The sequence below is a fragment of the Trueperella pecoris genome, assembly GCF_014926385.1.
GTDB classification, from domain to species: domain Bacteria; phylum Actinomycetota; class Actinomycetes; order Actinomycetales; family Actinomycetaceae; genus Trueperella; species Trueperella pecoris.
In genome coordinates this window covers 1,231,683-1,257,368 of sequence record NZ_CP053291.1, presented here as the reverse complement: position 1 = coordinate 1,257,368, position 25,686 = coordinate 1,231,683, and the positions used below count along the sequence as shown (strand labels likewise).

24 protein-coding genes are annotated in these 25,686 nt (G+C 62.5%); 17 read left to right on the top strand and 7 right to left on the bottom strand.

What is annotated here, in order from left to right:
• Positions 1-95 precede the first annotated feature (95 nt).
• On the bottom strand, positions 96-1,382 hold the full coding sequence (locus tag HLG82_RS05975; protein WP_255313832.1) for a CapA family protein: 1,287 nt from the start codon (positions 1,380-1,382) through the stop codon (positions 96-98).
• Between the two features lie 13 nt (positions 1,383-1,395).
• On the opposite strand from HLG82_RS05975, the gene pgsA reads away from it, so the two are divergent.
• The 8 genes from pgsA to miaA all read left to right on the top strand — a co-directional run bounded on the left by pgsA (position 1,396) and on the right by miaA (position 7,745).
• The gene (gene pgsA, locus HLG82_RS05970) at positions 1,396-1,974 is read left to right on the top strand and encodes a CDP-diacylglycerol--glycerol-3-phosphate 3-phosphatidyltransferase (protein ID WP_246462391.1); all 579 of its coding nucleotides are present in this window, start codon (positions 1,396-1,398) and stop codon (positions 1,972-1,974) included.
• Positions 1,964-2,461, top strand: a complete 498-nt coding sequence (locus HLG82_RS05965) for a CinA family protein (RefSeq protein WP_193325970.1) — start codon at positions 1,964-1,966, stop codon at positions 2,459-2,461. The genes pgsA and HLG82_RS05965 overlap by 11 nt, the downstream gene beginning before the upstream one ends.
• Positions 2,462-2,569: 108 nt before the next feature.
• Positions 2,570-2,947: a helix-turn-helix domain-containing protein gene (locus HLG82_RS05960; protein ID WP_281388957.1), complete on the top strand. Its 378-nt coding sequence runs from the start codon at positions 2,570-2,572 to the stop codon at positions 2,945-2,947.
• Positions 2,944-3,168, top strand: coding sequence for a DUF3046 domain-containing protein (locus HLG82_RS05955; protein WP_193325969.1), 225 nt, complete (start codon positions 2,944-2,946; stop codon positions 3,166-3,168). The genes HLG82_RS05960 and HLG82_RS05955 overlap by 4 nt, the downstream gene beginning before the upstream one ends.
• Positions 3,169-3,547: 379 nt before the next feature.
• Positions 3,548-4,603 carry a recombinase RecA gene (recA, locus tag HLG82_RS05950; protein ID WP_193325968.1) on the top strand — a complete coding sequence of 352 codons (1,056 nt, stop codon included), beginning with the start codon at positions 3,548-3,550 and terminating at the stop codon, positions 4,601-4,603.
• Positions 4,603-5,187 carry a regulatory protein RecX gene (locus tag HLG82_RS05945; RefSeq protein WP_193325967.1) on the top strand — a complete coding sequence of 195 codons (585 nt, stop codon included), beginning with the start codon at positions 4,603-4,605 and terminating at the stop codon, positions 5,185-5,187. The genes recA and HLG82_RS05945 overlap by 1 nt, the downstream gene beginning before the upstream one ends.
• 90 nt (positions 5,188-5,277) lie before the next feature.
• Complete coding sequence (miaB, locus tag HLG82_RS05940; RefSeq protein WP_193325966.1) at positions 5,278-6,807, top strand: tRNA (N6-isopentenyl adenosine(37)-C2)-methylthiotransferase MiaB; 1,530 nt, start codon at positions 5,278-5,280, stop codon at positions 6,805-6,807.
• Complete coding sequence (gene miaA, locus HLG82_RS05935) at positions 6,807-7,745, top strand: tRNA (adenosine(37)-N6)-dimethylallyltransferase MiaA (RefSeq protein ID WP_193325965.1); 939 nt, start codon at positions 6,807-6,809, stop codon at positions 7,743-7,745. Before miaB ends, miaA begins: the two co-directional genes overlap by 1 nt.
• A gap of 76 nt (positions 7,746-7,821) precedes the next feature.
• On the opposite strand, the gene HLG82_RS05930 is transcribed toward miaA, so the two are convergent.
• The gene (locus HLG82_RS05930; RefSeq protein ID WP_193325964.1) at positions 7,822-8,430 is read right to left on the bottom strand and encodes a class I SAM-dependent methyltransferase; all 609 of its coding nucleotides are present in this window, start codon (positions 8,428-8,430) and stop codon (positions 7,822-7,824) included.
• Between the two features lie 84 nt (positions 8,431-8,514).
• Between HLG82_RS05930 and hflX the strand changes: the two genes are divergently transcribed.
• Complete coding sequence (hflX, locus tag HLG82_RS05925) at positions 8,515-9,972, top strand: GTPase HflX (protein ID WP_193327744.1); 1,458 nt, start codon at positions 8,515-8,517, stop codon at positions 9,970-9,972.
• Positions 9,965-11,914, top strand: a complete 1,950-nt coding sequence (locus HLG82_RS05920; protein ID WP_193327822.1) for an ATP-dependent DNA helicase — start codon at positions 9,965-9,967, stop codon at positions 11,912-11,914. Before hflX ends, HLG82_RS05920 begins: the two co-directional genes overlap by 8 nt.
• Positions 11,915-11,935: 21 nt before the next feature.
• Here the strand turns inward: HLG82_RS05920 and lexA are convergent, their stop codons facing one another.
• Positions 11,936-12,652, bottom strand: coding sequence for a transcriptional repressor LexA (gene lexA / locus HLG82_RS05915; protein ID WP_193327743.1), 717 nt, complete (start codon positions 12,650-12,652; stop codon positions 11,936-11,938).
• A gap of 185 nt (positions 12,653-12,837) precedes the next feature.
• Here lexA and HLG82_RS05910 point away from each other — a divergent pair, with 185 nt between their 5' ends.
• Together HLG82_RS05910 and nrdR are read left to right on the top strand one after the other, a co-directional pair.
• Positions 12,838-13,392, top strand: a complete 555-nt coding sequence (locus HLG82_RS05910) for a LysM peptidoglycan-binding domain-containing protein (protein ID WP_193325963.1) — start codon at positions 12,838-12,840, stop codon at positions 13,390-13,392.
• A gap of 46 nt (positions 13,393-13,438) precedes the next feature.
• Positions 13,439-13,888: a transcriptional regulator NrdR gene (gene nrdR / locus HLG82_RS05905; RefSeq protein WP_193325962.1), complete on the top strand. Its 450-nt coding sequence runs from the start codon at positions 13,439-13,441 to the stop codon at positions 13,886-13,888.
• Between the two features lie 50 nt (positions 13,889-13,938).
• On the opposite strand, the gene HLG82_RS05900 is transcribed toward nrdR, so the two are convergent.
• The 3 genes from HLG82_RS05900 to HLG82_RS05890 form a co-directional block, all read right to left on the bottom strand.
• Complete coding sequence (locus HLG82_RS05900; protein ID WP_193325961.1) at positions 13,939-15,834, bottom strand: AMP-binding protein; 1,896 nt, start codon at positions 15,832-15,834, stop codon at positions 13,939-13,941.
• A 65-nt stretch (positions 15,835-15,899) separates the two neighbouring features.
• Positions 15,900-17,105 carry a phosphoglycerate dehydrogenase gene (gene serA, locus HLG82_RS05895; protein ID WP_193325960.1) on the bottom strand — a complete coding sequence of 402 codons (1,206 nt, stop codon included), beginning with the start codon at positions 17,103-17,105 and terminating at the stop codon, positions 15,900-15,902.
• A 14-nt stretch (positions 17,106-17,119) separates the two neighbouring features.
• Positions 17,120-19,345: a HelD family protein gene (locus HLG82_RS05890; RefSeq protein ID WP_193325959.1), complete on the bottom strand. Its 2,226-nt coding sequence runs from the start codon at positions 19,343-19,345 to the stop codon at positions 17,120-17,122.
• 157 nt (positions 19,346-19,502) lie between these two features.
• On the opposite strand from HLG82_RS05890, the gene HLG82_RS05885 reads away from it, so the two are divergent.
• Positions 19,503-20,567 carry a PAC2 family protein gene (locus tag HLG82_RS05885; RefSeq protein WP_193325958.1) on the top strand — a complete coding sequence of 355 codons (1,065 nt, stop codon included), beginning with the start codon at positions 19,503-19,505 and terminating at the stop codon, positions 20,565-20,567.
• 8 nt (positions 20,568-20,575) lie between these two features.
• Entirely contained in the window at positions 20,576-21,916 is a 1,341-nt protein-coding gene (locus HLG82_RS05880; RefSeq protein ID WP_193325957.1) for an MFS transporter, read from the top strand.
• A gap of 41 nt (positions 21,917-21,957) precedes the next feature.
• Here the strand turns inward: HLG82_RS05880 and HLG82_RS05875 are convergent, their stop codons facing one another.
• The gene (locus HLG82_RS05875; protein ID WP_193325956.1) at positions 21,958-22,815 is read right to left on the bottom strand and encodes a spermidine synthase; all 858 of its coding nucleotides are present in this window, start codon (positions 22,813-22,815) and stop codon (positions 21,958-21,960) included.
• Between the two features lie 52 nt (positions 22,816-22,867).
• Between HLG82_RS05875 and dinB the strand changes: the two genes are divergently transcribed.
• The 3 genes from dinB to mraZ all read left to right on the top strand — a co-directional run bounded on the left by dinB (position 22,868) and on the right by mraZ (position 25,657).
• A complete protein-coding gene (dinB, locus tag HLG82_RS05870) occupies positions 22,868-24,154 on the top strand; it encodes a DNA polymerase IV (RefSeq protein WP_193325955.1) in 1,287 nt (428 codons plus the stop codon).
• Positions 24,155-24,250: 96 nt separating this feature from the next.
• On the top strand, positions 24,251-24,625 hold the full coding sequence (locus HLG82_RS05865) for a DUF3040 domain-containing protein (protein WP_193325954.1): 375 nt from the start codon (positions 24,251-24,253) through the stop codon (positions 24,623-24,625).
• Positions 24,626-25,225: 600 nt separating this feature from the next.
• A complete protein-coding gene (gene mraZ / locus HLG82_RS05860; RefSeq protein WP_193325953.1) occupies positions 25,226-25,657 on the top strand; it encodes a division/cell wall cluster transcriptional repressor MraZ in 432 nt (143 codons plus the stop codon).
• The last annotated feature ends 29 nt before the right edge of the window (positions 25,658-25,686 follow it).

Genomic DNA, 25,686 nt, shown 5'->3' with positions numbered 1-25,686 from the left:
TCAAACACGGGTGTGAGGTGCGCCGTTAGGCGAGAAGTGCGTCGTGAGTGGGCAAATGCGCCACGAGCGCGCCTCGACCCCTACTTGCGCGGGCCCTACTTGCGCGACGCCGAGAGCGTCGCGCCGGTGGAGGTCGGCGCAACGGTGCGCTCGGGCCCGGAGGTCGCCATGACGGGGTAGGTTACGTCAGCGCGGGCCTGAATCTCGGAGGCACTTAAGCCGAGGCCCTCGGGCCGTTCCCCGCGAACGAGTGGCTGGAGCGGCCAGAGCTTTTCGCCTGCACGGCGATCGTGAGTGACGGCCATCCAATCGAAGTCGACGACCGAGGCTCCCGCCTCATTCGCCTCAATGGTGGCGGTGGTGAGCAGGCCCGTGGTCACGCGGTGTCCGTGGTTCTCGACGCTCTGGCCCGAAATCTGGTTACCCATTGAGTACACCACCCACATGCCCTGGCCCTTTGGTCCGCCGGGCAGTTTGTCGAGCGGTTCGGGGACGTGGCTGTGATTGCCGAACACGAGGTCGACCTGCCCGGAATCGGCAAGAACGCGGGAGATCTCGAGCTGCTCTTCGATCGGCTCCGAGACATATTCAGTTCCCCAGTGCATAGAGACGATGACGATGTCCGCGCCGAGCGAGCGTGCCCGTTTCGCGTCCTCAACGACGCTCTGGACGGGAGCTCCCAAATTGCCCACGACGTTCCACGAATATGGGTGCTGCGCCGGAATCGGGATGCCGTTGGTGAGCGTCGTGGCTGAGATGTGTGCGATCTTGACCGAATGGTTTTTGCCTGTGAGTGTGTAGAACTGGATCTGATCGGCTTCTTCTTGAGTGCGTGCGGCACCAGCCCAGCCCAGGCCCGCTTCGCTGAGCGCGGCCACCGTGGTTTCGACGCCGCCGAAGCCACGATCCATGGTGTGGTTGGTGGCGAAGGCGCATCCGTCAAATCCGACCGCGGCTAACGATTTCGCCAGGTCGTGGGGAGCGCCGAAATTCGGATAATTCGAGGGCTGTTGGTCAGGGGCGACGATCGGGATCTCCAGCGCGCACAGTGCCAGGTCGGAGTTCGCGATGAAATCCTTCATTGGCGCATAGTACGGGGTGTAGTCGTAGTGTCCGTCGCCGGTTCGCGCATCTTCATTGACGGAGAGATGGAGGAGAATATCGCCGCCCGAGCTCACCGTGAATCGCTCCGGTGGGGCAGTGGGGGTCGGTGTCGGCGTCGCCGTGTGCGCAGACGAAACGCGCCCCGACGGCGTCGTTGCCACGGAAGCTCCCGTGGAATCCGTGCAACCGGCCATCAGCGCCAAGACAGCAACAGAGGTGAGGAACCGCAAGTTCATGCGCGCCTCCAGCGAGCGTAGTTCGGAAAATCTTTTCTTCATCTACAGTAGAGGAGTGGAAGAAAAATCTCAGGTGCCTGTCATCAATATCGCTAATGCTTTAACGGTTCTTCGGCTCGTGCTCGTTCCCGTGCTCATTTGGGCATTTCTTGACCCGACGCCGGAGCGTCGCTGGCTGACGTGGGGGATCTTTGCACTCGCCGCAGCGACCGACCAGCTCGACGGGCATTTGGCCCGTAGCCGTGGCCTCATCACGAATTTCGGCAAGCTCGCCGACTCTATCGCTGACAAGTTCCTTATTCTCTCCACGATGGTGATGCTCTCCATCCACGGTTGGCTGTGGTGGTGGGTAACGATCGTCTTCATCATTCGCGAGCTTGGCATCACGCTGATGCGCATGGCGATGGTGAAGAAGAAGGTCATGGCTGCCGGGCGTGGTGGCAAGATCAAGATGTGGGCCCAGTCGCTGGGCGCGGGCGGAATTATCATTCCGTGGCACGCGTTTTTGCCGGTGGTGGTTGCGAACGTCGTCGTGTGGCTGTGCTACGCGCTGATCGCGGTTGCGCTTTTCTATGCGATGAGCTCTGCGCTTGAGTATGTATCCGAAGCGCGGCGGATTTCTCATGAAGTTTAACGACGCCGTCGTGCGCGTCCCAGCCATCCTCGCCGATTTGGTTGCGCGGGGGATGAGCCTCGCTGTCGCGGAGTCGCTCACGGGCGGGCGCTTGGCATCGATGTTTGTTTCTGTGCCGGGTGCCTCGACGTGTTTCCGTGGGGGAGTCGTCGCTTATGCGACCCAGGCAAAATCGGTGGTGCTCGGCGTGAGCGCTGCGCGCTTGGAGGAGACTGGGCCGGTAGACGGCGTCGTTGCCGAGCAGATGGCCGCTGGGGTGGCTGCTTTGATGAAGAGCGACTACGGCCTTGCGACGACCGGCGTGGCGGGTCCGGGGCCGGCCGTTGGGCATGAGGCGGGGACCGTGTGGGTGGGCTTGTCCACCCCGGCGGGGACGTCCTCGCATGAATTTCACTTTGATGGAAACAGGGAGTCGGTGCGCAATGAGAGCGTGTTGGCGGCGATTTCCGTCCTCGCCGAGGCCCTCGAAAATAACGGCGAACTCTGACGAGCCTTTCAGGGAACTTTCAGAAAGCTGTGGGAATATTTTCTCGAAAGGCGAAGTTAGCTTGATTGAGCGAGTTCGCTAGATTGGAAGAAGAGAGTAGATAAGAGCATGACAATGAATGAATCCACCCGCACTGAAACGGTCCTGTTCCGCCGCGAGCTTGGTGATGTCCTGCGCGATTACCGTCAGCGTCAGGGGCGCACCCTGCGTGAGGTCTCTTCGGATGCCCGCGTTTCCCTTGGCTACCTGTCCGAGGTCGAGCGTGGTCAGAAGGAGGCCTCCTCGGAGCTCCTTCAGTCGATCTGCAGGGCGCTGAACGTGCCGATGAGCCACGTTCTTCGTCTCGTCGCTGATCGCATCGATCTTGCCGAGGGGCGCACCCCGCCGATGCTCCGCAAGGTGCAGGCTGCTCGCGCCGCCGGCGTGCGTATTCCTGATACGGCCGAGGCCCTTCTCGCTGGTGAACTTGCCCCGATGGGTGCATGAGGCACACAGAGTTTTGGGCGGTTGTAGAGCGCGCCTTTCCGGACGGGCGCGGCCGGGCGTTAGCGGCTGACCTGCTTTTGGTGGAGCTGGGTTCGCGGACTGCCGAGGAGGCGCTCCGGGACAACGTTGAACCGCAGGAAGTATGGCACGCATTGCGCGTGGCGATGGATCTTCCGGAATCCTATGAGTTCTTGCACCGAAAGAACCCGAGGGATAAGTAAATCTCGTATGAGGGCGGGCCTGTGGGTCCGCCCTCATTTTTGTTTTGTCTTGATTGAGGCAAGACCGTTTCGGCCTGCGAGCGAGGCGCTTGCGTAGCTAGAGCGGGACAAGCGTGGACGAGGCGTGCGCGGGCGTGAGACACAGCGTGGGTGTTTGAGATGGGGAACACACTAGTCACGATGCCGTGTTCGAACGCATGTTCGGATAGAGTTATCCACGGCAACTCGTTTCGCTTGGTGAATCCACAATTGGGGAAAGTGAAATAAAAATGTCGGAGGTCAGGCATAACGTTGCTGGTGTACCGCTCGGAGAGGGCGGGAACCAAAAAGGACCTGTTCTATCCGTCGGCCGCCCGGCCACCTAACATGAAGGAATCTCATGGCAAAGAAAGAAACAGCTGATCGCGAAAAGGCGCTTCAAGCTGCCCTGGGTCAGATTGACCGTCAGTTTGGAAAGGGCTCGGCCATGCGGCTGGGCGATGCGCCTGAGGTGCGCGTGAAGGTCATTCCAACTGGCTCGCTCGCGCTCGATATCGCTCTCGGCATTGGTGGCCTTCCGCGCGGGCGCGTTGTTGAGATCTACGGCCCGGAATCGTCGGGTAAGACCACGGTTGCTCTGCATGCTGTGGCCTCGGCACAGCAAGCGGGCGGCATCGCGGCTTTTATCGACGCTGAACACGCTCTCGATCCGGAATACGCGAAGAAGCTGGGCGTGGATACTGATGCGCTTATCGTCTCCCAGCCTGATACCGGTGAGCAGGCACTCGAAATTGCGGACATGCTGATCAGGTCCGGGGCATTGGACATCATCGTTGTTGACTCGGTGGCCGCGCTCGTCCCCAAGGCGGAAATCGAGGGCGATATGGGAGACTCTCACGTCGGTCTGCAAGCCCGCCTCATGTCGCAGGCGCTTCGTAAACTGACCGGTGCCCTTTCGGCCTCCGGCACCACCGCGATCTTCATCAACCAGCTTCGCGAAAAGATCGGTGTTTTCTACGGCAACCCGGAGACCACTACGGGCGGGCGCGCCCTGAAGTTCTATTCGTCGGTGCGTTTGGACGTGCGCCGAATTGAGACCCTGAAGGAGGGGTCTATGCCGGTCGGCAACCGTACGCGGGTCAAGGTCGTCAAGAACAAGATGGCTCCGCCCTTTAAGCAGGCGGAGTTTGACATCCTCTATGGTCAGGGCATTTCGAAGGAAGGCGGCATCATCGATATGGCTGTCGATGCCGGAGTCGTGCGCAAGTCTGGCTCCTGGTACACCTACGAAGGCGATCAGCTCGGCCAGGGCAAGGAGAAGGTGCGCCAGTTCCTCCGCGATAACCCCGAAATCTCCGAGGAAATCGAATCGAAGGTCAAGTCGGTGCTTGGTATTGGCGCTCCGCTGGAGTCTGAGACGGACAACCCGGCTGATGGCGAATTCGTCGACGAATAATGGTCAACTACGCCGAGGAAGCAGATTTCGTCGGCAAGCAACGCAGGCGGCGGTCTGCGCAGGAGATCGCCGCCCGCAAGGCGGAGCGCGCCGCCGCGCGCAACGACGAGCAGTGGCGCAGTTACGCCCGCGATTTGTGCTATCGCCAGCTTGCCATGATGGAACGCTCATGTAAGCAGCTCGCCGATGCGATGGAACGCAATCTCGTTCCACAGCAGATTGCGGACGAAACATTGCAGGCTTTTGTTGACGCCAATCTTGTCAACGATCAGCGTTATGCGGATGCTTTTGTTCGCTCCAAATTTGCGGGCAAGACCACCTCGCGAAAGGTTCTTCGCCAAGAACTTGAACGCAAGGGGATCAGCGGGGAGATAGCTGGCGAGGCACTCGAGCAGATTGACTCCCAAGATGAGGCACAGGCGGCAACCGACTTCGCAATTCGTAGAATCCGTTCCATGCGTCATCTCAGTGAAGAAGTGCGCCGAAGGCGCCTTTACGGCGCCCTTGGCAGGCGAGGCTTTTCTTCCGCGCAGATTCGCAACGCAATAGAAACGGCGTTCGCGCAACTTGAGGCGGACGAATAGGCGTAGCTGATGCGATCGGGACTTCAGGTGCGTTGCATCTCGCAATCCTGGAACGCGAATTGGATGACCTTTCCCACTAGACTGACCACGATGACTGAGCAAAAGACATATGCGGTTCGCACCCTCGGGTGCCAGATGAACGTCCACGATTCCGAACGGCTGGCCGGCATGCTTGACGCGGCTGGCTATGTCCCCGTGTCCCAGGTTCCGCACAAGGCAGCGCGCGCCACCGATGCAGGTGACGAAGGTGCGGACGTGCTTGTGATCAACACTTGTTCGGTGCGTGAAAACGCCGCCACTAAGCTCTACGGAAACCTCGGGCAGCTCGCCGCTGTCAAACGCGAACGGCCCGACATGCAGATCGCCGTCGGCGGCTGTTTGGCTCAACAGCTGCGTGGCGGAATCGTTGAGAAGGCCCCATGGGTTGACGTCGTGCTTGGTACTCACAACCTCGACGTCTTGCCGGCACTCCTTGAGCGTGCTCGTCACAACAAGGAAGCGGCAGTAGAAATCGAGGAGTCACTCAAAGTTTTCCCCTCCACGTTGCCGACGCATCGCGAATCGGCCTACGCGGCGTGGGTGTCCATCTCAGTGGGCTGCAACAACACCTGCACGTTCTGCATCGTGCCGCACCTGCGTGGCAAAGAGCGCGACCGTCGGCCGGGAGAAATCCTCGCCGAAATTGAGGCGATTGCCGCCGAAGGCGCAATTGAAGTGACCCTCCTGGGGCAGAACGTCAATTCGTACGGGGTAAGTTTTGGTGATCGCGGAGCCTTCGCCAAGCTACTGCGCGCGGCAGGTCATGTCGACGGCCTCGAACGTATCCGCTTCACCTCGCCCCACCCGGCGGCGTTTACTGACGACGTCATTGACGCCATGGCGGAGACTGCCAATGTTATGCCGTCCTTGCACATGCCACTTCAATCTGGTTCGGACCGCATTCTGCGCGCAATGCGCAGGTCCTACCGCTCCGAGAAATTCCTCGGTATCCTTGATCGCGTGCGCGCGAAGATCCCGCATGCGGCCATTACGACGGACATCATCGTCGGCTTCCCGGGGGAGACCGAAGAGGATTTCCAGGCGACGCTCGACGTGGTGGAAAAGTCCCGCTTCTCGTCGGCCTTCACCTTCATCTATTCGCCCCGACCGGGAACCCCCGCAGCCGACATGGCGGATCAGGTTCCCGAGGAAGTGGCCAAGGATCGCTTGAACCGGCTCCTTGCGCTCCAGGAGCGCATCGGTGCTGAGGATGCGAAGAAGCTCGAGGGGAGCACCGTCGAGGTTCTCGTTTCCGAAGGTGAGGGGCGTAAAGACGGTGCCACGGAACGCATCACGGGCCGCGCACGGGATAACCGGCTGGTGCACGTGGCGCTACCCGCCAACCTGGCCGACCATGAGCGCCCGCGCCCGGGCGACTGCGTCACGGCAACCATCACCTATGGCGCTCCACATCACCTCTTGGCAGACTCAGCCCTCGATGGCGGAACGTTCGAGGTTCGTCGCACTCGTGCTGGTGACGCGTGGGAGCGAGCCGAGAAGCGCAAGGCCGAACTAGCTGACGAAGCGGCCGGAATCGCCCCGGTCACGCTGGGCCTTCCGACGATCCGAATCGGCCGATAATGGTGCCGATTGTCGCGGTAGTTGGGCCGACGGCGTCGGGAAAAAGTGCGCTCTCGCTGGAACTGGCCACACAACTCGGTGGCCCCGACGCGGTGGAGATCGTGTCAGCCGACGCCATGCAACTCTATCGGGGCATGGACATCGGCACCGCTAAGGTGCCTCTCGACGAGCGAGCGGGGATCATCCATCACCAGATTGACGTCCTCGATGTCACGGACGTAGCCTCCGTCGCCGCCTACCAACGCCACGGACGAGCGGACATCGCGCAGGTCATGGGCAAGGGCAAGATCCCGATGGTCGTCGGCGGATCTGGCCTTTACGTCTCAGGCCTGCTCGACGAACTCAATTTCCCGGGCACCGACCCCGCCATCCGTGCAGAACTCGAACAGATTCACGTCACCCACGGCCTGGGCCCACTCATCGCCGAGCTTCGTGAGAAGGACCCCGTCTCGGCCAACACGATCAACCTGTCCAATCCCAGGCGCGTTATCCGGGCGCTCGAGGTTGTGCGGCTGACGGGCTCCTCCTACACGCCAGTTTTTCCCCGGCACACCAGCCATTATCCCGACGTCGTCGCGCTCGGCCTGCGCCGGGACAAGGACTGTCTTGACGCCGACATACATGCCCGTGCCGCGGCTATGTTTGCCGACGGGCTCGTCGAGGAGACGGAAGCTCTCATCGCTCGGGGTCTGCGCGACGGTGAAACGGCCCGCAAGGCCACCGGATACGCCGAAGCTATCGCAGTGATTGACGGAAAGATGAGCGTCAGTGAGGCCATCGAATCGGTCGCCTTCGCCACGCGTCGGCTGGCGAAGAAGCAACGCACCTGGTTCGGCCGTGACCCGCGGATCGCCTGGATCGATATCGGGGGGTGCGCGGACCTGCCGAAGGCAGTTCAACGGGCACGCGCAATCCTCGGCCCACTCACGGATCGCTAGGCGAGCCCAGCATCGGCCTGCTGGCAGGCGAACTCACCTATATTTTCGGCTGGGGAGAATGCCCAGCGGTGTGGGACTACGCCAATCGGCGTGGGCCAACCTCAAACACACGGAAGCCTTTCTGTGAGCCGAGCTTCGTCGTCGGGAAACCTTGATCGCTCAGCCACGAGGCGAGGGAGTCCGCGCCGAGGTTACGCTGAACCACGAGGTAGGCCACTCCGGTGGGGGCAAGGCGCGTCAGCCAGGCTATTAAGAGCGTGTGCAGGGAATCCTTGCCGATGCGAATCGGTGGATTGGACCACAGCAAGTCAATGTTTTCCACGCTTGCCGCCGACTCCTCGGCGACGTCGACGTTGGTCAGGCCAGCCGCGGCGGCATTCTTAGCGGTGAGTTCAAGCGCGCGCTCGTTGACATCGATGCCGGTCACGTGGGAATCGCGGTAATGAGAGGCCAGGGCCAGGGTCAGCGGGCCCCACCCGCAGCCGAGGTCGACGATGGTCGAGCCCGCGGGCAGTTGCGGCAGGGGAGCCTTGTGCAAGAGGACGGCGGTACCCTTGTCTATGCCCTGTGGCGAAAATATTCCCGACGTCGTGCTCACGCGGTAGTCTTCACCCAGGATGTGAACGTCAACCTCGCGCGGGGCGTCGGCCGAGGTGGGATGCGCAGAAAAGTAGTGGTCACTCACGCCTTTACGATACCCCGCCCGCTACACGTTTCCCATTTTCTTCGTCGCTGAGGGACAATAGAACAGACATAAGGAGAAGATCCCATTAACGATAAGAGCTTCGAGATTTCCCACGCCGGAACGGCCCTCCAGGCCGACCCGGCCTATCACGGCACCTGGGCGGGCGATTCGTTCGAGCGCGATGAACGCTCTTCTTTGCGTCGTGTGGCGGGTCTATCCACGGAACTTGAGGACGTCACCGAGGTTGAGTACCGAAAGCTTCGCCTCGAGCGCGTAGTGCTAATCGGCGTTGTGACGGACGGCGACATGAAGGCCGGCGAGGAATCGTTGCGCGAACTCGCCGCGCTCGCCGAAACTGCCGGCTCGCAGGTGCTCGACGGGGTGATTCAACGCCGTCAGAATCCTGACCCGGCGACCTTCCTTGGGTCGGGCAAGGCCGCCGAACTCGCCGAACTCGTCGCCACAACCGGCGCCGATACCGTGATTGCCGATTCGGAGTTGGCGCCCTCTCAGCGCCGCGCGCTGGAGGACATCGTGAAGGTGAAGGTCATTGACCGCACCGCGCTGATCCTCGATATCTTTGCCCAGCATGCCAAGTCGAAGGAGGGCAAGGCACAAGTCGAACTTGCGCAGCTCGAATACCTCCTGCCTCGCCTTCGCGGCTGGGGCGAATCGATGTCACGCCAGGCGGGTGGCCGCGTAGCCGGCGGCGAAGGCATCGGATCGCGCGGCCCGGGCGAGACGAAGATCGAACTTGACCGTCGGCGAATCCGCCAGCGGATGGCCAAGTTGCGCAAGGACATCGCGCACATGCTCAACTCGCGTGAGACTAAGCGTGCCGTGCGGCGCAGAAACAACACCCCGTCGGTGGTCGTGGTCGGATATACGAACGCGGGCAAGTCCTCCCTGCTCAACGTGTTGACGGATGCGGGCGTCCTCGTGGAGAACGCCCTGTTCGCCACGCTCGACCCCACGGTTCGCCGCGCGCAGACCACTGACGGACGCGAATTCACACTCACTGACACGGTGGGCTTCGTGCGCAATTTGCCGACCCAGCTGGTCGAGGCCTTCCGCTCCACGCTCGAGGAGGCGGCAGAGGCTGACGTGCTCCTTCACGTCGTTGACGCCGCCCACGACGATCCTGCCGGCCAGATCGAGGCCGTCCACCAGGTACTTGCCGACGTCGAGGGAGCCCTCGATATCCCGGAGCTCATCGTGTTGTCGAAGGCTGACATCGCCGACCCGATCACCGTCGCGACGATGCGCAGTCGTTACCCAGATGCGATCCTCATCTCCGCAGTGACGGGGGAGGGTATCGACGAACTGCGCCACCGTATCGAGGAGGCGCTGCCGCGGCCGGAGTACTCTGTCGATCTGGTCATTCCCTACGATCGTGGCGACATCGTTAGCCGCATCCATGACGAAGGCGAGATCCTACACGAGTCACACGAGGCCGAGGGCACGCACGTTATCGCGCGCGTTACCCCGGAAGTGCGCGGGTTGCTGGCCGAAGCTGGCCTGGTGGAGGCGCTCGGTGAGTGAGGAGCTCGATCCGCGGGCGGTGCTCGCCCACGTCGTCGAGGCGATCGGGGGTAAGCCACGCGAGGGACAAGAACAGATGGTCGACGCCGTCTACGAGGCCCTTACCTCGGAGGCCCACCTCATGGTCGAAGCCGGAACGGGGACCGGTAAGTCGCTCGGTTACCTCGTTCCGGCGATGGTGTGGTCCGCGCTCAGCGGGCAGCGCGCCACGATCTCGACGGCGACGCTGGCCCTTCAGCGCCAGATCATCGGCCAGGACGCGCCTGCGGTTGCTCGCGCGATTCGCTCGCTGTCCGGCAAGCACGTCGAGGTGGCGCTCCTCAAGGGCTGGAACAATTACGCCTGCCTGCGCAAGGTGGACGGGGGATACCCCGAAGATGACGCGCTGCTTTCGCGAGCGGAGGGTGAGGTTGGCGCCACCGCCACGGGTGAGGAGGTCATGCGTGCGCGCGAGTGGGCGCTGGGATCTGACACGGGCGATCGCGACGACCTGGTTCCCGGCGTCTCGGATCGCGCGTGGAATCAGATCTCCATCCCCAAGCGCGAGTGCATCGGCGAACGATGTCCGTTGCGGGCAGAGTGTTTTCCTCAACTTGCGCGCGTGAAGGCGGACGAGGCCGACGTCGTCGTGACAAATCATGCGTTGCTCGGCATCCAGTCTTCGGGAATGCCGGTGCTGCCGGAGTCGGATGCGTTCGTCGTCGACGAGGCTCACGACCTCGTTGATCGGGTGACCACTCAGCTCACTCGATCGTTGGCTGGCTACGATCTTCGATCGTTGGCTCGGATGTTGCGCCAGGCTGGCCTCGATGACGAGGGGTTGCCGGACGCTTCGGACGAGCTGACCGAGGTGCTCGCCGGCATGAACGAGGGCCGCATTCTGCGGGTGAGCGAGCCCTTGCGAGACGTGATGGCCCGCATCTTGGGAAAGGTGCAGTCGGCAGGCGAGCAGGTCTCATCGCTGTCGAGCTCGAATGAGGAGGCGAATGCGACTAAGCAGGTGCTGCGTTCGAGGATCACGGTCACGGCGGAAATGTGCATGGACTTTCTCAGCGACGCCGTCGAGCAGGGCAAGCTCGTGGCCTGGGTGAGCGAATTCAACGAAAATTACACCCTTTACCTCGCGCCGCTGGATGTGTCGGTGTCCATCGCGACCAATCTTTTCGAGAACACGGGCGTCGTCTTGACCTCGGCGACATTAAAGGTGGGCGGTAGCTTCGATCCGGTTGCGGGCCGCGTGGGCTTTACCTACCCCAGTCAGGGGCCGTGGACGGGTCTCGACGTCGGATCGCCATTTGACGCGCCTAAACAGGGCATTTTGTATGTTGCCTCCCACCTGCGCGCACCCGGCCGCGACGGCTATGGCGAGGGCCATCTTCAAGAGGTCCTCGATCTCATTGAGGCGTCGAAGGGTGGCGCGTTGTGCCTGTTCACGTCGAAGGCGGGGGCTGTGCGCGCGGCCGAGTATGTGCGTGAACGAAGCGACCTTCCCGTCCTGTGCCAGGGCGAGGATCAGCTGTCGACCCTGCTGGAGGATTTCGCTGCGGACCCTTCGGCCTCCTTGTTCGGCACGCTGTCGCTGTGGCAGGGAGTCGACGTTCCTGGCCAGACATGCCGGCTGGTCATCATCGACCGCATTCCTTTCCCTCGTCCCGACGATCCGCTGATTCAGGCCCGCACGCAGGCCGCGAGCGAGGCTGGCCGCAATCCTTTCATGACTGTCTCCGCCACACACGCTGCGCTCCTGTTGGCGCAGGGAGCGGGCCGGTTGCTTCGACGCGTCGACGACCGCGGTGTTGTTGCCATTCTCGATTCGCGGCTGCGCACGGCTCGCTACGCGGGCTTCCTCCTGGCCTCGTTGCCAAATATGTGGCGGACTGTGGACCGAGAGCTCGTGTTGTCCGCCCTCGATCGCCTTTCGCCGCAGGAAAAGGCAGAGTAACGACGCCGTCAGGCCGCGGCGCTATAGCGCGCGCAAGACGGTGACGACCTTGCCGAGGATTTCGGCCTCGTCGCCGGGGATCGGTGCGTAGTTCGTGTTGCGAGGCAGGAGCCAGACATGGCCGTCCTTGCGGGAGAGCGTCTTGACCGTGGCTTCGCCGTCAATCATCGCGGCGACGATCTCGCCGTTTTCAGCCACCTGCTGGCGCCTGACAACTACCCAGTCCCCGTCACAGATCGCGGCGTCGATCATGGAGTCGCCATGGACGCTGAGCATGAACAAGTCCCCGCCTCCGGTCAGTTGGCGAGGGAGCGGAAAGACGTCTTCAATGAGTTGCTCGGCGAGAATGGGGCCGCCGGCGGCGATGCGGCCGACTGCGGGAACATTCACCGGCGCGCTGACCGTGTATTCGACATCGTCCATCCGGAACGTCTCGTCGTGATCTACCACCTCGCGCAGCGAATCGCTTGAGGGAACGCGGGTGGGGGCCGAGGCGTGGGGAAGCCCGGCGAGGGCGAGGCCTTCGTCGGTGACTTCGATCGTTCTCGGCCGGCGCGGATCCCTGACGATGAGCGCGAGGCTCTCGAGGCCGTCGAGGTGGTACTTGACGGAGGAGGGGGAGTTGAGGCCGACCGCCTCACCGATTTCACGGACCGTGGGAGGGAAGCCGCGATCGGCGATCGCGTGGCAAATGACGCGAAGAATCTCGCGCTGGCGTTCGGGCATCGCGTTCGTCATCATTCCTCCTCGGGGCCGACGAAAAAATGTCGGAGGCCCCTGTTTGACTGTTGCCAAGCCTATCGGGTCAACCGAGGGAGTTCAAACACCTGTTCTAGAGTGTCGAACGCGCGTTCTAGACAGGCGGGCTTTTCTTGGGTAGTATACAAACAGATGTTCGACGAACAGTTGTTCGAGGAGGAAAGATGACCGCACTTCGAATGGAAGCAGTCAAGGTTCAGCCCTCACGCCTTCGCGCAGTCACGGGGCAGGCGCAGGTAATCAGCTACGGTGCGCCCGTGCGGCCGGATCGCCCCGCATCTACCCAGGTGCGCCACCTGCATGCGGTCGCCACGCCTGCATCGGCCGATTCGGCGAGCGTCGAATGGAACGTCGCTTCTCCGGTGCGCGCTGATCGGAGCAGCATGCGCCGGGCCGCTCCTCGTCCGCAGTCTCAGCCCCAGCCGCGGTCTCGGGCGCGGGTGCGTCCGCAGCTGCACAGTGCTGTGCTGGCAACGTTATTCGTGGCGGGCATGCTTGCTACGATGGCCCTTGGCATGTTGCTGTACACGGCCCTCGGTTTCGGGATGGAAGCTGGCTCTGCCATCACGGTGATGAGCGGAGAATCGCTGTGGTCCATCGCCGATGCGATGGGTGTGGATGTACCCACCTCGCAGATTGTCAATGACATCGTGGCCCTCAATTCTTTGGACGGGGCACACATCGAGGCAGGATCCACGCTCCTCCTGCCCGCCTACTAATGGTGGCGTTTGCTCATTAATGACATGGGGCGGTAGTTTAATGAACATGTTCTGCCCCTTTTGTCATCATGAAGACTCCCGCGTGATCGATACGCGCACGTCAGACGACGGCCAGTTGATCCGGCGTCGTCGCGAGTGCCCATCGTGTGGGCGCCGATTTTCTACGGCGGAAACCGCCATGCTGATGGTGACGAAGCGATCGGGGACAACCGAACCGTTCTCGCGAGACAAGATCATCTCCGGCGTTGGGCGTGCGTGCCAGGGGCGTCCGGTCACAACCGACCAGCTCGCAGTGTTGGCGCAACGGGTCGAGGAAACGATCCGGGCGTCGGGTGCCGCACAGATTGATTCCCAAGATGTTGGCCTGGCCATTCTGGAGCCGCTTCGCGAACTCGACAAGGTGGCCTACCTCCGCTTTGCCTCCGTCTACTCTGACTTCGATTCGCTTGAGGACTTCGAGAAGGCAATCGCCGATCTCAGGCAGTCGCAAGACTAGTCCTCGAAGACTCGCCCCCAGAGGCGAGCCCCCAAAGACTTCTTCAAGGCTTAGGCGTCGCCTCGCTCGTCATCCTTCCCGGAAGGGCGTTCTGGCGACACCAGCGGGCTTGCGTGCTTTGCGTGTGATTCGGATGCGTGGCCGGTGGATATCGAGGAACGCGCGGCAGCAGCCTTTTCCTTGACTGTGGCGACGTACTCGTCGAGCAACTCGGCGCTCTTGGCCGAGGCTTCCGACATGCGCTCGCGCCACTGCCCGGACACCAGCTCCAGGTTCTGCAGGCGTTCCTTGACGTTCTTTCGCAGTACCTTTCCCAGCTGCGAACGAGGCAGGTCGTCGAAAATCGCGATCGACTTCGGCATCGCATAATGTGAGAGCTTGTCCTCCGTCCACTTACGCACGGCTTCGAGGTCTACCACCGCGCCCGGCTCGAGAACCAGGGCAGCGACCACCGACTCGGAGAACGTGTCTGTCGGCATGCCAACCACGGCAACATCCACCACGCCCGGCATCTGGCGTACCGCCGACTCGACCTCCGAGGGGTAGACGTTGAAGCCTGAGTTAATGATCATCTCCTTGCGGCGGTCGGCCATCACCAGGAAGCCGTCATCCCAGCGGGCAAGATCGCCGGTCAGGAGCCAGCCGTCACGGATTGCGTTGGCCGTCTCCTCAGGATTCTTGAAATACCCGGCGAACACCTGCGGCCCGCGCACCGCGATTTCGCCGACCTCGCCCGGGGCGACCTCCACGGTGTGATCCTCCGGGTCAACGATCTTGACCTCGGTCGAGGGGAAGGGCAGGCCGAGCGTGGACGGACGGCGTCGTTCGGACAGTGGGGAACCGGCGATGACCGGGGACGCCTCCGTCATGCCATATCCCTCGATCATGTAGCCGGCGCATGCCTCCCAGCGTGTGGCGAGTTCAGGGTCGAGCGCCATCGCGCCGCACACGGCGAAACGAATGCTCGAAAGGTCGGCGGCCTTGCCCTCATCGATCGCGTCAAGCATCTTGCGGAACATCGGGGGCACGCCGCCGAAGAACGTGATGGGGTGGCGGCGGTGGGCGGCGAAGAGAATATCGACGTCGAAGGATGGCGTCATCACCTGAGTGGCGGCAATGTTGACGCACATGAGCATCGACAGCTGCATGCCGAAGGCGTGGAAGAAAGGCAAGACGGCCCCGACTGTCTCTTGACCGTAGACGAGGTCGTTGAGCCAGAGCTCGACCTGCTTCGTGTTTGACAGGAGCGTGCGGTGCGTCAGCGACACGGCCTTCGGCGTGCCCGTGGTGCCGCCGGTCATGAGGAGGGCCGCAATATCGTCGAGAGAAGGGCCCTCAGCTTGCGCGAAGTCAAACGGCGCATTGTGCTTGACCTGGTTATCCCACGAATGCACCCCTGCGGGCACGCGCCCGCGAAGCTTATTGCGCTGCGTGCGGGCAGCCTTGAACGGGAGCTTGAGGAGCATCTGCGACTTTTTCGGCAGTGCCTTAGTGAGGTTTACCGCCAGGTAGGTGCGTCCCTTGAAGTCGCCGTCGGCGAGTAATTTGCCCAAGGTCTGTTCCCACCCGATGACGACGGTCGAGCCCACGAGTTTGATCTGGGCCTCGATTTGGGCCGGCGGGGCAAGCGGATTGTGCTCGGCCACCGTCACGCCGAGGAACTGGGCCGCGTAGAAGGCGACGTAGTGCTGGGGGCAGTTGGGCAGGATGAGCGAAATGACGTCGCCCTTGCGCACGCCGCACATCGTCAGAACCTGGGCGGCGCGGCGGACCTCGTCGAGGATCTGAGCGTAGGTGTATTCGTTGGCGAGGAAGTCGATGGCCACCCGGTCGGGGAAATCGCGAGCGGCCCGAAGGAGCAGGTGGTCGATCGTTGTCTGAACGGGCTCGATCTCGGTTGCCACGCCCGGCGCATAGTAGGAATGGGCTAGCTCCATCTGGTCCATGATTTTCCTTCCGTTGGTAGAACCAGATTACTCCGTCGAGGTGGCTACGTCAGAACCGTAGTCACCTATTGCCGCGTCAACAAGCGCAGCTTGATGTGGGCTTTTGCCTGCTCGAGGCGTTCGAACACTGCCTCCGGAATCTCGGTGGCAGTGTCCGTGACCATGTATCCGTACTCGCCTTTGGTTGCCAGCGACTGGAAGGTGACGTTGACGCCTTCCTCGGCGAAGAGGCGGTTGACGTCGGCCAGAGCGCCGGGAGTGTTCCAATGGAACCACACCACGCGGTGGAGGGAATCGGCGTCCGGAGATGTAGAAATATTGGGGATGTTGACCGAGAGTTCGGTCGATCCCTTGCGCCAATAGTTGACGAGCTTGGCTGACACGAAGCTGCCGATCGACTCTTGGGCCTCGAGCGTCGAGCCGCCGATGTGCGGGGTGAGGATCACGTTGTCGAGTCCGACGAGGATCGATGAGAAAGGATCGCCGTTCTTGAGCGGCTCGGTGGGGAAGACGTCGACCGCGGCGCCGGCGACCTGGCCGGTCAGGACGGCTTCGTGAAGGGCATCGAGGTCCATGACGTGCCCGCGGGCAAGGTTGAGTAGGATGACGCCGTCCTTGAGCTTGGAGAACTTTTCGGCGTCAAAGTAGCCGGTGTTCGAGCCGCGCCCGTCGATGTGGATGCTGACGACGTCGGAGGTGGCCAGGAGCTCATCGAGCCCCACGCGGGTGGCGTTACCGAGGGCGAGTCGCTCGGCGATGTCGTGGAAGATCACCTTCATTCCCAGTGCCTCGGCAACGACGGATAGCTGGGAGCCGATCGAGCCGTAACCGATGATGCCGAGCGTCTTCCCGCGCACCTCGTGGGACCCTTCGGCGGTCTTCTGCCACACGCCGGCGTGAAGGGCTTTGTTCTTTGAGGGAATGCGCCGCACGAGAGAGATGAGCTCGCCGATGGCCATCTCCACCACGGAGCGGGTGTTGGAGTAGGGGGCATTGAAGACGGGGATGCCATAATCGGAGGCCGCCTCGAGATCGATTTGATTCGTGCCGATGCAATACGCACCGATGGCAGCGAGCTGTGGGCACGCCTCGATGACTTCGCGGGTGACGTTCGTCTTCGAGCGGATGCCGAGCATGTCCACGCCTTGTAGCTTGTCGATCAGCTCGGCTTCGGTGAGGGACCCGGCCACGCGTTCGACCTCGATCCCGTAGCGGGAGAAGACCTCGTCCGAGACTTCGTGGGGACTTTCAAGGAGCAGGATCCGTGCCACTGTTCACTCTTTCGTTAGAAACCCTTCGGCAGTGGGCCGCGCGAGAGGACGTCGAGTCTCCTAGTCGGACGGGTCATGGCGACGTAGAGATCGCCGGGCCCGTCGCCCAGGATTGCCTCGGGTTCGACGAGCACGACGACGTCGTACTCCAGCCCCTTGGACATCCACGCGGTCAACATATGTATTCTCGCCGAAATCTCAGAACCCGTGCGATCCAGTGTCCACGTGGTGAGACGAGGGGTGTTTGCGAGTGTGTCTCCGACCCGGTCGTAGAGCTCCTTCGGGGCGATCACGCCCACCGATCCCCTCCCCAGGCCAAACTCCTCATCCAGCTCGAGGCACGCCTTCTCGATAAGGTCGATCAGTACCTCCTCGCCGCCACGGTGATATGCCAGCGACCCTTCGAGGTCGCGTGCTGCCCGCATGAAACCAACCGGGTAGCCGTTGGCCTCCATGACCTCTCCCGCCTTCGTTAAGACGGTGGACGGGGTGCGATAGGAAATAGTCAGCTGGTCGACGCGGTGAAACTCCGTGAGCGGCCCGAGCGCTGACGCCCAGCCGCCGTCGGGTGCGCCAGAGGGGCGCTGATCGAGATCACCGACGAGCGTCATCGACCGCGACGGATTGCGCCGCGCGATCATACGCCACTGCATGGGTGAAAGCTCCTGGGCCTCGTCGACGACGACGTGGCCGTACGTCCACGACCTGTCGCTTGCCGCCCGCTCGGCGAGTGTCTCACCCGCACCCGCCTCGGCGACGCGTTGGGTAATCATCGCCGAATTGACGATTCCGCCGCCCAATCCCATCGAGTTCATCGTTTGCGAGACATACTCGGACAGCTCGTGGTCGGCGTTTTCCTTGGCCGCCAGGCGGCGTCGATCCTCGTCCGAGGCGAAGGGGCCAAGAAGCTCGGCCAGCTCGTCAATAATCGGGATATCTGCCGGCGTCAGGCCGTTGCCTCGCTCGCGGCGAAGAAGGGAACGCTCCTGGGCGGTGAGCTCAGGGGCGATGCGCTCAAGCAACTCGGGGAAGTGGTAGATGCGCTCCAGCAGGGTGACGGGGGAGGACGGAAGCCAATGCAGGTTGATCTCCCGGCGAGCGTCGGCAGAACCGGCGACGTCGGCAACCAGCCAATCGGAATCCTCGAGCGTGGTCTCAAACGCCTCGGCGAGCTGCCCGGCGAGGGCACTCACAAGGCGCTTGGCATAGATATCGCGAGCTTGGTTGTGAGGCTTGCCCGAACGGCGTGCGCGGCGCTGGGCGTCCTCAACCATAGCCGGCGTCAGCGTCAGCTTCTTACCATTGACGGCAAAAGATACAGGCGTCGCAAGCGGTTTCTGGACGATCCTGCGGATTGCACGCTTGGCGAACTCACCCCAGATGGGACGCCCCTTAATCCGGGCCACCTGCTCGGGTTCGCTCGCCGAGGCGCGCACGCCAGGAACCAGATCCTCGATCGTTGCCCCAACCACGTCGGACTCGCCCAACGAAGGCAGGACCTGGTCAATATAGCGCAAGAAGACGGGGGAGGGGCCAATGATGAGCACCCCGGAGCGAGCCAGGCGCTCCCGGTGAGTGTAAAGCAGGTACGCGGCACGGTGGAGCGCCACGGCCGTCTTGCCAGTGCCGGGCCCGCCCTGGACCACGAGGACGCCCGCCGCGTCAGCGCGAATAATGCGATCCTGTTCGGCCTGGATAGTGCCGACAATATCGCCCATCTTTCCTTCACGCGCCTGCGACATGGCCGCCATGAGTGCGCCCTCGCCCGTGAGGTTGAGGTCGGAGAAAGGAGCCGTGTTTCTCAACAGTTCGTCTTCGACACCGGTGACCTCACGAAGGCGCGTCTGAATGTGACGGCGTCGCACAATATCTTCTGGATGTGCTGCCGTTGCCTGATAGAACGGCTCAGACTGTGGCGCGCGCCAATCCGTCAGAAGGATGTTCTGGTCCTCGTCGCGCAACGTCATGCGCCCGATGTGGGTGACAGTCTCGTCCTCATGGTCAAGGCGGCCCATGACGAGGCGATTTTCCACGTTGCGCAAACGCAGCAGATTATCCTCGTAATGGCTGGCGAAAGAGTCACGCTCCGACACGGCCCCCGGGGTTCCTCGCCCGCCCTGCGCGCGAACACGCGTAAGCTGATCGCGGTAGTAGTCGTGCTGACGGTCGAGAGCGGCGTATGCAAGGTCAACAAAGGCCTGTTCCTCGGCGATCGCGCGCTCAATGGCGGTTTTTTCCACTGGATACCCCCAAACTTTGTGGCATTCAATTATTCATGATTCCGCCCCAAGATGCACATCGAATCCGGTAGCGTGAGCCGCAGGGTGAGGGGCGCAACCAGCGGAATATTTCGCCAAAGTCTCTGCGTTGTGAGAATGTAGAAAGAGGAGGGTATACGTGGCACATTTCTTCACACTTGATGACATCGCCAGCGGGTTGCGCGTGCGTACGCTCGTCATTAACCTCATTGACCCGCTCATCGACGCCGGCGACACGGCACAGGCCATCAACGCCACGATCGACACGCTCGATGCCGAACTGATCGGCACCTTCGATTCGGACAAGCTTTTCGATCTGCGCGCCCAGCGTCCGATCGTCAGCTACGCCGACGGGCACATCGTTGCCCTGACGATGCCACAGATGCGCCTCATGCTCGTGACGGACGTACACGGCGAGTCATTCCTTTACCTGACCGGGCAGGAACCCGATTTTCGTTGGTGCGCCGTCAGCGAGGACATCCTCGAGATCATCGAACGCTTCGGGGTGGAGAACGTCTTCTCCTTCGCGGCCATGCCCGCGCCCATTCCGCACACCCGTCCCGTCGATATGCTCATTCGCACCACCGCCTCGGCGGGGGACCACCCCGTCGTCGAGGGCTTTGCCGAACACTTCGCGCAGCTGTCCGACGTCTTCGAACACATGGCCGGAGAAAAGTCGATCTCGGTGGTCAACATCCGCGTGCGCGTCCCCTTCTACCTCGTACGAGGAGAAGCCCCCTTCTTCGCCGGTGCGCTCGCGGCTATCAAGATGCTTGCCGCGCGCGGTGGGCCCACCTTCCCACTGGGCGATCTCGAACAGCTCGAAGATTCACAACGCGCCGCGATCTCGCAGCTACTGGTAGAGGGCTCCGACTTCGATCAGCTCGTGACCAAACTTGAAGAAGACTACGACGCTTCCGAGGCGGGCTTTGTCAAGAACGAGGAGACCATCCCCGTTATCCCCTCGTCAGACGAGATCGGCGACGCCGTCGAGCAATTCCTCGCCTCGCACGATTCCTCGCCGCTCGAGCGAGTCCACAAAGACAAGCCCGAACGCAGGCACTTCTCCGACGAGTTCCGCCGCATTGGCCAGGGCTTCCGCGTGGGCTTGGGCCGGCTCTCACGCGAGGACAAGACGCAAGCCAACAGCCCCGAGGGAAACGACGGCCCAGCAAGCGAATCCACGAAGGACCACGAGGAATAAAAGTACGCATGAACCGCCACAAAGCGGCACTCGTCGTGTGGGGCATAGCCGTCGCGGTCTACGCCGTGGCGGTTGCTGGCCGCACCTCGTTCGGCGTGGCCGGCCTGAGCGCCATCGATCGCTTCAACATCACGGCCGCTACGCTGTCACTTTTCACGATCGTCCAAGTCGGGGTATACGCCGTCGCTCAACTGCCCGTTGGCCTGCTGCTGGACCGTTTCGGAGCGCGCATGCTCCTGGGATGCGGCGCCATGATTTTGGCCGTCGGGCAGGTGGGAATGGCGTTCGCGGACACGGTGGGCTGGGCACTGGTGGCGCGTTTCTTGATCGGGCTCGGGGACGCCACGGCGTTCACCTCGGTGATTCGACTCGTGCCGTCCTGGTTCAGCCCGCGCAGGGCGCCCCTGATCACCCAACTGACCGGAATCGTGGGAGGCTTTGGGCAGTTCATTTCCTCTCTGCCCTTCGCCTTTGCCCTCGCACATGTCGGTTGGGCGCCTGCCTTCTCGGCGTTGTCCGTGATCGGCGTGGTCGCCGCTGCCGCCGCGTTTGGGGTGATTCGTGACGCGCCGGGCGGTGGCGTGACCGGTGACGCGGCTGAGTCGGGCGACGTCGTGACGCAGGCCCACCCGACGATCGGTGACACCCTCCGTGAGCCGGCAACCTGGCTCGGCTTTTGGACCCACTGGACGTGTAACTTTCCGCTGACCGTATTCACGCTCCTCTGGGGCGTGCCCTTCCTCCAAATTCACAACGGGTACGGGCCGGCCGTGGCGTCGGCGCTGCTCGTGGTCATCACGGGCTCGGGAATGGTCTTCGGCCCGCTGATAGGGGAGCTGACAGCCCGGCACCGGCTCCGGCGCGTGTGGCTGGTCAACGCAGCGGCGATCATGGTCCTCCTCGCCTGGGGCGCCGTGATTATCCTGCCCGCACCCGCACCCGGCTGGCTGACCATCCTGCTCCTCTTGACCATCTCCTTCGCGGGACCCGCCTCGTCGATCGGCTTCGATTTTTCTCGTACGGCGATTCCCGTCAGCCGCCTCGGCACGGCTAACGGCGTGATCAACACCGGCGGGTTTATCGCTTCGCTCATGAGCGCAGGCCTCATCGGTCTCGTTCTCGACTGGTCCGCCGCGGGTCAGCCATTCAGCGCGGGCGATTTCAAAATCGCGATGTCCACCCAGCTCCTAGCGTGGGCTATCGGCATGCTTAATATCGAGATTTATCGCCGCCGGGTGCGCAAGAACGACGCCGCCCACGGAATCGTCGTCCCGTCTCTGGCCGAGGTGGCAGCGCGGTATCGGTCGCGAGCAAGGGGAAACACGCGCGGCGGTGGTTGCGGGCTCTAACCGTCGCAGGCTCACCGGTGCACCCTTAAGAGGCCACAGGCTCAGGCCGGCGCCGAATGACGCGATCGCTCATCGACCGCGCCAGGCTGAGGCGGCCAGCCGACGTCGGCGTCGTGAATAAGTTGCGCCCCTACCGCGCGCTCTTCGAGTGGCGCCTGGCCTAGGGCGACGGTGGGAAGCGGAAGACGCCGCACGGCCCGCGAAATGGACTCGAGCGGAATCGGGCGCTGGCTCGCCAGAAGAATGACGTTGCCGAAACGGCGACCCTTGACGATGGCCGGGTCCGCGATCGCCGCGATATGAGCGAAACTCTCCCGCAGCGCCCTGACCTCCCGGTATACCGGAGCCAATCCCGCCTCGCCGGCAATATTGAGCGCGAATAACCCATCGTCGGTGAGGAGGCGAGCGGCGCGTGCATGTGCCTCAACCGTTGCCAGGTGTCGAGGAATGCGGCCTGAAGCAAAAGCGTCCCGAACGATGAGGTGCCACGAGCCCTTGTTCGTCTCCAGCGTCAAGCGCGCGTCCTCTGCCCGGATCCGCAGCCGGGGCGCCGGCGGCAGATCGATCCAGTGGCGTACCTGGGCGGCGAGCTCGGCGTCGATCTCAATCGCCAACTGGCGCGAACCGGGGCGCAAAGCATCGATCGCGCGAGCCAACGCGCATCCTGCCCCGCCCAAATGCAACGCACGGATCGCAGACCCAGCTGGGAACAGGGAGTCTAGCGCAATCTGAATATGTTGCATGTACTCGAACTCGAGATGCGTCGGATCGTCGAGGGCCAGGGCTGAGGACTCGACACCGTCGACATACAGAGTCAGAAGGCCATCGCGCTCAACCAGATCGATCGTCGACATCGCGGTCTGGACGCGCGTAGGGGATGCTTTGGACTTGCGTGGCATAAGAGCAGTCTAGACTCTTCAATGGCAGGACCGAGAACGCGGAAGGAGGGTCATGTCACGGGCACCGAGATCACAGACAGCCAAACGAGATTGGGGAAGCGACGACTCGCGCACCAACATTCTGCACGTGGATATGGATGCCTTCTTCGTGTCCGTCGAGCTCCTCACAAAGCCCGAACTGGTTGGTAAGCCCGTAGCCGTGGGTGGGCAAGAACGCGGCGTCATTTCCGCCGCCTCCTACGAGGCGCGCCGCTTCGGCGTCAACTCCGCCATGCCGGTGGTGCGCGCCAAACGGCTGTGCCCGCACCTCATCATTCTCCCCGCCACTCACGGGCTCTATGGCGAGGTGTCGGATCGGATCATGAAGATCCTCGGGGACGTAACGCCCCTGGTTGAGCCGTTGTCCGTGGACGAAGCCTTCCTCGACGTCTCAGGCGCGCGCAAGATCTTCGGCCCACCCGTGGACATCGCCGAGCACATCCGGGAGCGAATCCGTGCCGAGGAGCACGTGCCCGCGTCCGTCGGTATCGCCTCCACCAAACACGTCGCAAAAATAGCCTCCGCCCATGCCAAACCCGACGGCCTCCTCCTCATCCCCGAAAATCGCACCCTTGAATTTCTTCACGGCCTTCCCGTGGGAGCCCTCTGGGGTGTGGGGGAGAAGACCTACGACAAGCTCGAGCGCAAGGGAATCCGCACGATCGGTGATCTGGCTGCCCTCGGCGAGGTCCGACTCCGCCGCCTTCTCGGGGAGGCCGCCGGGTCGCACTTGTACGCGCTCGCGATGGGCGTCGACGTCCGGCGCGTCACGCCCGAGCGTCAGGAGAAGTCAATCAGCCGGGAACAGACGTTCTTCGGCCCAATCCACGATCCGCAACAGGCTCACAAGGTCTTGCTTCATCTTGCCGACGACGTCGCCCGCCGCCTTCGTTCACACCATGTCGTGTCTCGGACCATCGGGATCAAGGTCAGGTCCGCCGCGGACTTTTCGACCGTCTCCCGCACGGTGACGCTCGGTGCCCCCACTGACCTCGCCTTCGATGTCTACGACGCCGCCCGGCGTCTTTTCGACGCTTTGACGCTGCCGGGGAATCGTGACGGGCTGGGGAAGCCGGGAGACGGCGTCGGGTCGGGGGTGCTCGCCGGGGGTATTCGGCTGTTAGGTGTGAAGGCAGAAAACCTCTCCGACGCAGATGAGGGCGTACAGCTTTCCCTGGGCGATGACGGTCGGCGTGGCAGAGCCGAAGCGGCGATGGACTCTATCCGCTCGAAGTTCGGGCGAGGCTCTTTGAGCGCGGGTTCCCTGCTCGGGGGCTTTGACGATCCGCGTTCGCTATAAGCGCGCGTGAGCGGAGCTGGTTCTGCGAGGCTGGCTTGCCCTGTGTTTTCATCGATGGGGTATGGTTGAAATGACCAACGACCGCTGGGGGTAGACATGGCTCTTTCTGATTACGAACGCAAGATGCTCGAACAACTTGAGGCGCAGCTTGCTGACGATGACCCGACTCTTGCGCAGTCGCTTGCGACCGACGAGCACGCTCCGACAGCTACGGCGTTTTCACCCAAGCACCTCGTGATCGGCCTCATTGTTGCGGTCCTCGGGCTACTTATTGTCCTCGGTGGGGTTGCGGCCGAGATCATCCTCGTCGGGGTGCTCGGCTTCGTTGTCGTTTTTGCCGGCCTGTGGTATCTGTCGGAAGGTGTTACCAAAGTTGCGGTCCCGGCCGGGGGCCAGGCGCCACGGCGTAGTCAGGGGCCGAGTTTCATGGAACAACAGATGGAGCAGTGGCGCAAGCGCCAGCAAGGCTAGCGTTCATTGCGGGCAAGGCTGGGGTGCCGGCAGATGAGGCTGGCAATTCGTCTTCACAGAGCTAGCGATGCCCTAAGTGTCAAACACGTCAGAGTGCGGCTTCGGCCGCACTCTTTTTATATGTAAGCCGTGGGGGTGTGGGGGTCGCGGCTGTGTATGGCGCCCGGCCGCTGATGCCGTGGCTGGTTCCTTCCGCCTGCCCGCTGATGCCGCGGCTGCATTAACCTGCTCGGCGCTGTATTAATGTGCGGCAGATTACTAAAGTGCGGGTCAGGTTACTACAGCACGGGCCCCGGCCAGCCAGCGGGCCCCTGCGAGGCAGCGCTGGACGGTAATCGCCAAGCTGTCCCTCCACTTTGCCCCACCGCGGGCCCCTACCCGCGCGACCTGAACGTTTTGCGAGGTCTGAGGCGCGCTTGCTCGCTGTCCAGGGCATGTTGCGCGGCCGAAGCGCGCCCGAAATGGCCGCACGTCACAAAAATCCCTCCACCTGAGTTTTCCCTGAAACTACGCAGAAAAGTATGTTGCAAAGGTGTGTGTAGGTCTTGCAAAGGGAGCGAAGTGGAGTAAAGTGGAGCCTACTGGGAAAAGGGGGTGACGATGTTCCTTGGTACGTACGAACCGCGTGTTGACGACAAGGGTCGTCTGATCCTCCCTGCGAAGTTTCGTGACCAGCTCCAGGGCGGTCTCGTCATGACGCGTGGACAGGAACACTGCCTGTACATCTTTCCCATGTCGGAGTTCGAAAACATTCTCGAAAACCTCCGCCAGGCACCGATGACTTCGAAGGAGGCGCGCACCTACACTCGCGTGTTCCTCTCCGGGGCCAACGACCAGGTTCCTGACAAGCAGGGGCGCATCACCATCCCAGTGGCGTTGCGCGAATACGCCGGCCTTGGCCGCGACGTAGCTGTGATCGGATCTGGTGCTCGTGTCGAGGTGTGGGATTTGGAGAAGTGGAACTCCTACCTCAATGTCAACGAGTCCGAATTTGCAGATCGGGAAGATGAGCTCATTCCGGGGCTTATCTAATCCACGAGTTCGGTCGGCCTTTCACCGAT

Bases quoted from the DNA above. Each gene is read 5' to 3' on its own strand.
- HLG82_RS05975 (WP_255313832.1), bottom strand. From the start codon at position 1,382: ATGAAGAAAAGATTTTCCGAACTACGCTCGCTGGAGGCGCGCATGAAC.
- HLG82_RS05965 (WP_193325970.1), top strand. From the start codon at position 1,964: ATGAAGTTTAACGACGCCGTCGTGCGCGTCCCAGCCATCCTCGCCGAT.
- HLG82_RS05960 (WP_281388957.1), top strand. From the start codon at position 2,570: ATGACAATGAATGAATCCACCCGCACTGAAACGGTCCTGTTCCGCCGC.
- HLG82_RS05955 (WP_193325969.1), top strand. From the start codon at position 2,944: ATGAGGCACACAGAGTTTTGGGCGGTTGTAGAGCGCGCCTTTCCGGAC.
- recA (WP_193325968.1), top strand. From the start codon at position 3,548: ATGGCAAAGAAAGAAACAGCTGATCGCGAAAAGGCGCTTCAAGCTGCC.
- HLG82_RS05945 (WP_193325967.1), top strand. From the start codon at position 4,603: ATGGTCAACTACGCCGAGGAAGCAGATTTCGTCGGCAAGCAACGCAGG.
- miaB (WP_193325966.1), top strand. From the start codon at position 5,278: ATGACTGAGCAAAAGACATATGCGGTTCGCACCCTCGGGTGCCAGATG.
- miaA (WP_193325965.1), top strand. From the start codon at position 6,807: ATGGTGCCGATTGTCGCGGTAGTTGGGCCGACGGCGTCGGGAAAAAGT.
- lexA (WP_193327743.1), bottom strand. From the start codon at position 12,652: ATGACGAACGCGATGCCCGAACGCCAGCGCGAGATTCTTCGCGTCATT.
- HLG82_RS05910 (WP_193325963.1), top strand. From the start codon at position 12,838: ATGACCGCACTTCGAATGGAAGCAGTCAAGGTTCAGCCCTCACGCCTT.
- nrdR (WP_193325962.1), top strand. From the start codon at position 13,439: ATGTTCTGCCCCTTTTGTCATCATGAAGACTCCCGCGTGATCGATACG.
- HLG82_RS05900 (WP_193325961.1), bottom strand. From the start codon at position 15,834: ATGGACCAGATGGAGCTAGCCCATTCCTACTATGCGCCGGGCGTGGCA.
- HLG82_RS05880 (WP_193325957.1), top strand. From the start codon at position 20,576: ATGAACCGCCACAAAGCGGCACTCGTCGTGTGGGGCATAGCCGTCGCG.
- HLG82_RS05875 (WP_193325956.1), bottom strand. From the start codon at position 22,815: ATGCCACGCAAGTCCAAAGCATCCCCTACGCGCGTCCAGACCGCGATG.
- dinB (WP_193325955.1), top strand. From the start codon at position 22,868: ATGTCACGGGCACCGAGATCACAGACAGCCAAACGAGATTGGGGAAGC.
- HLG82_RS05865 (WP_193325954.1), top strand. From the start codon at position 24,251: ATGGCTCTTTCTGATTACGAACGCAAGATGCTCGAACAACTTGAGGCG.
- mraZ (WP_193325953.1), top strand. From the start codon at position 25,226: ATGTTCCTTGGTACGTACGAACCGCGTGTTGACGACAAGGGTCGTCTG.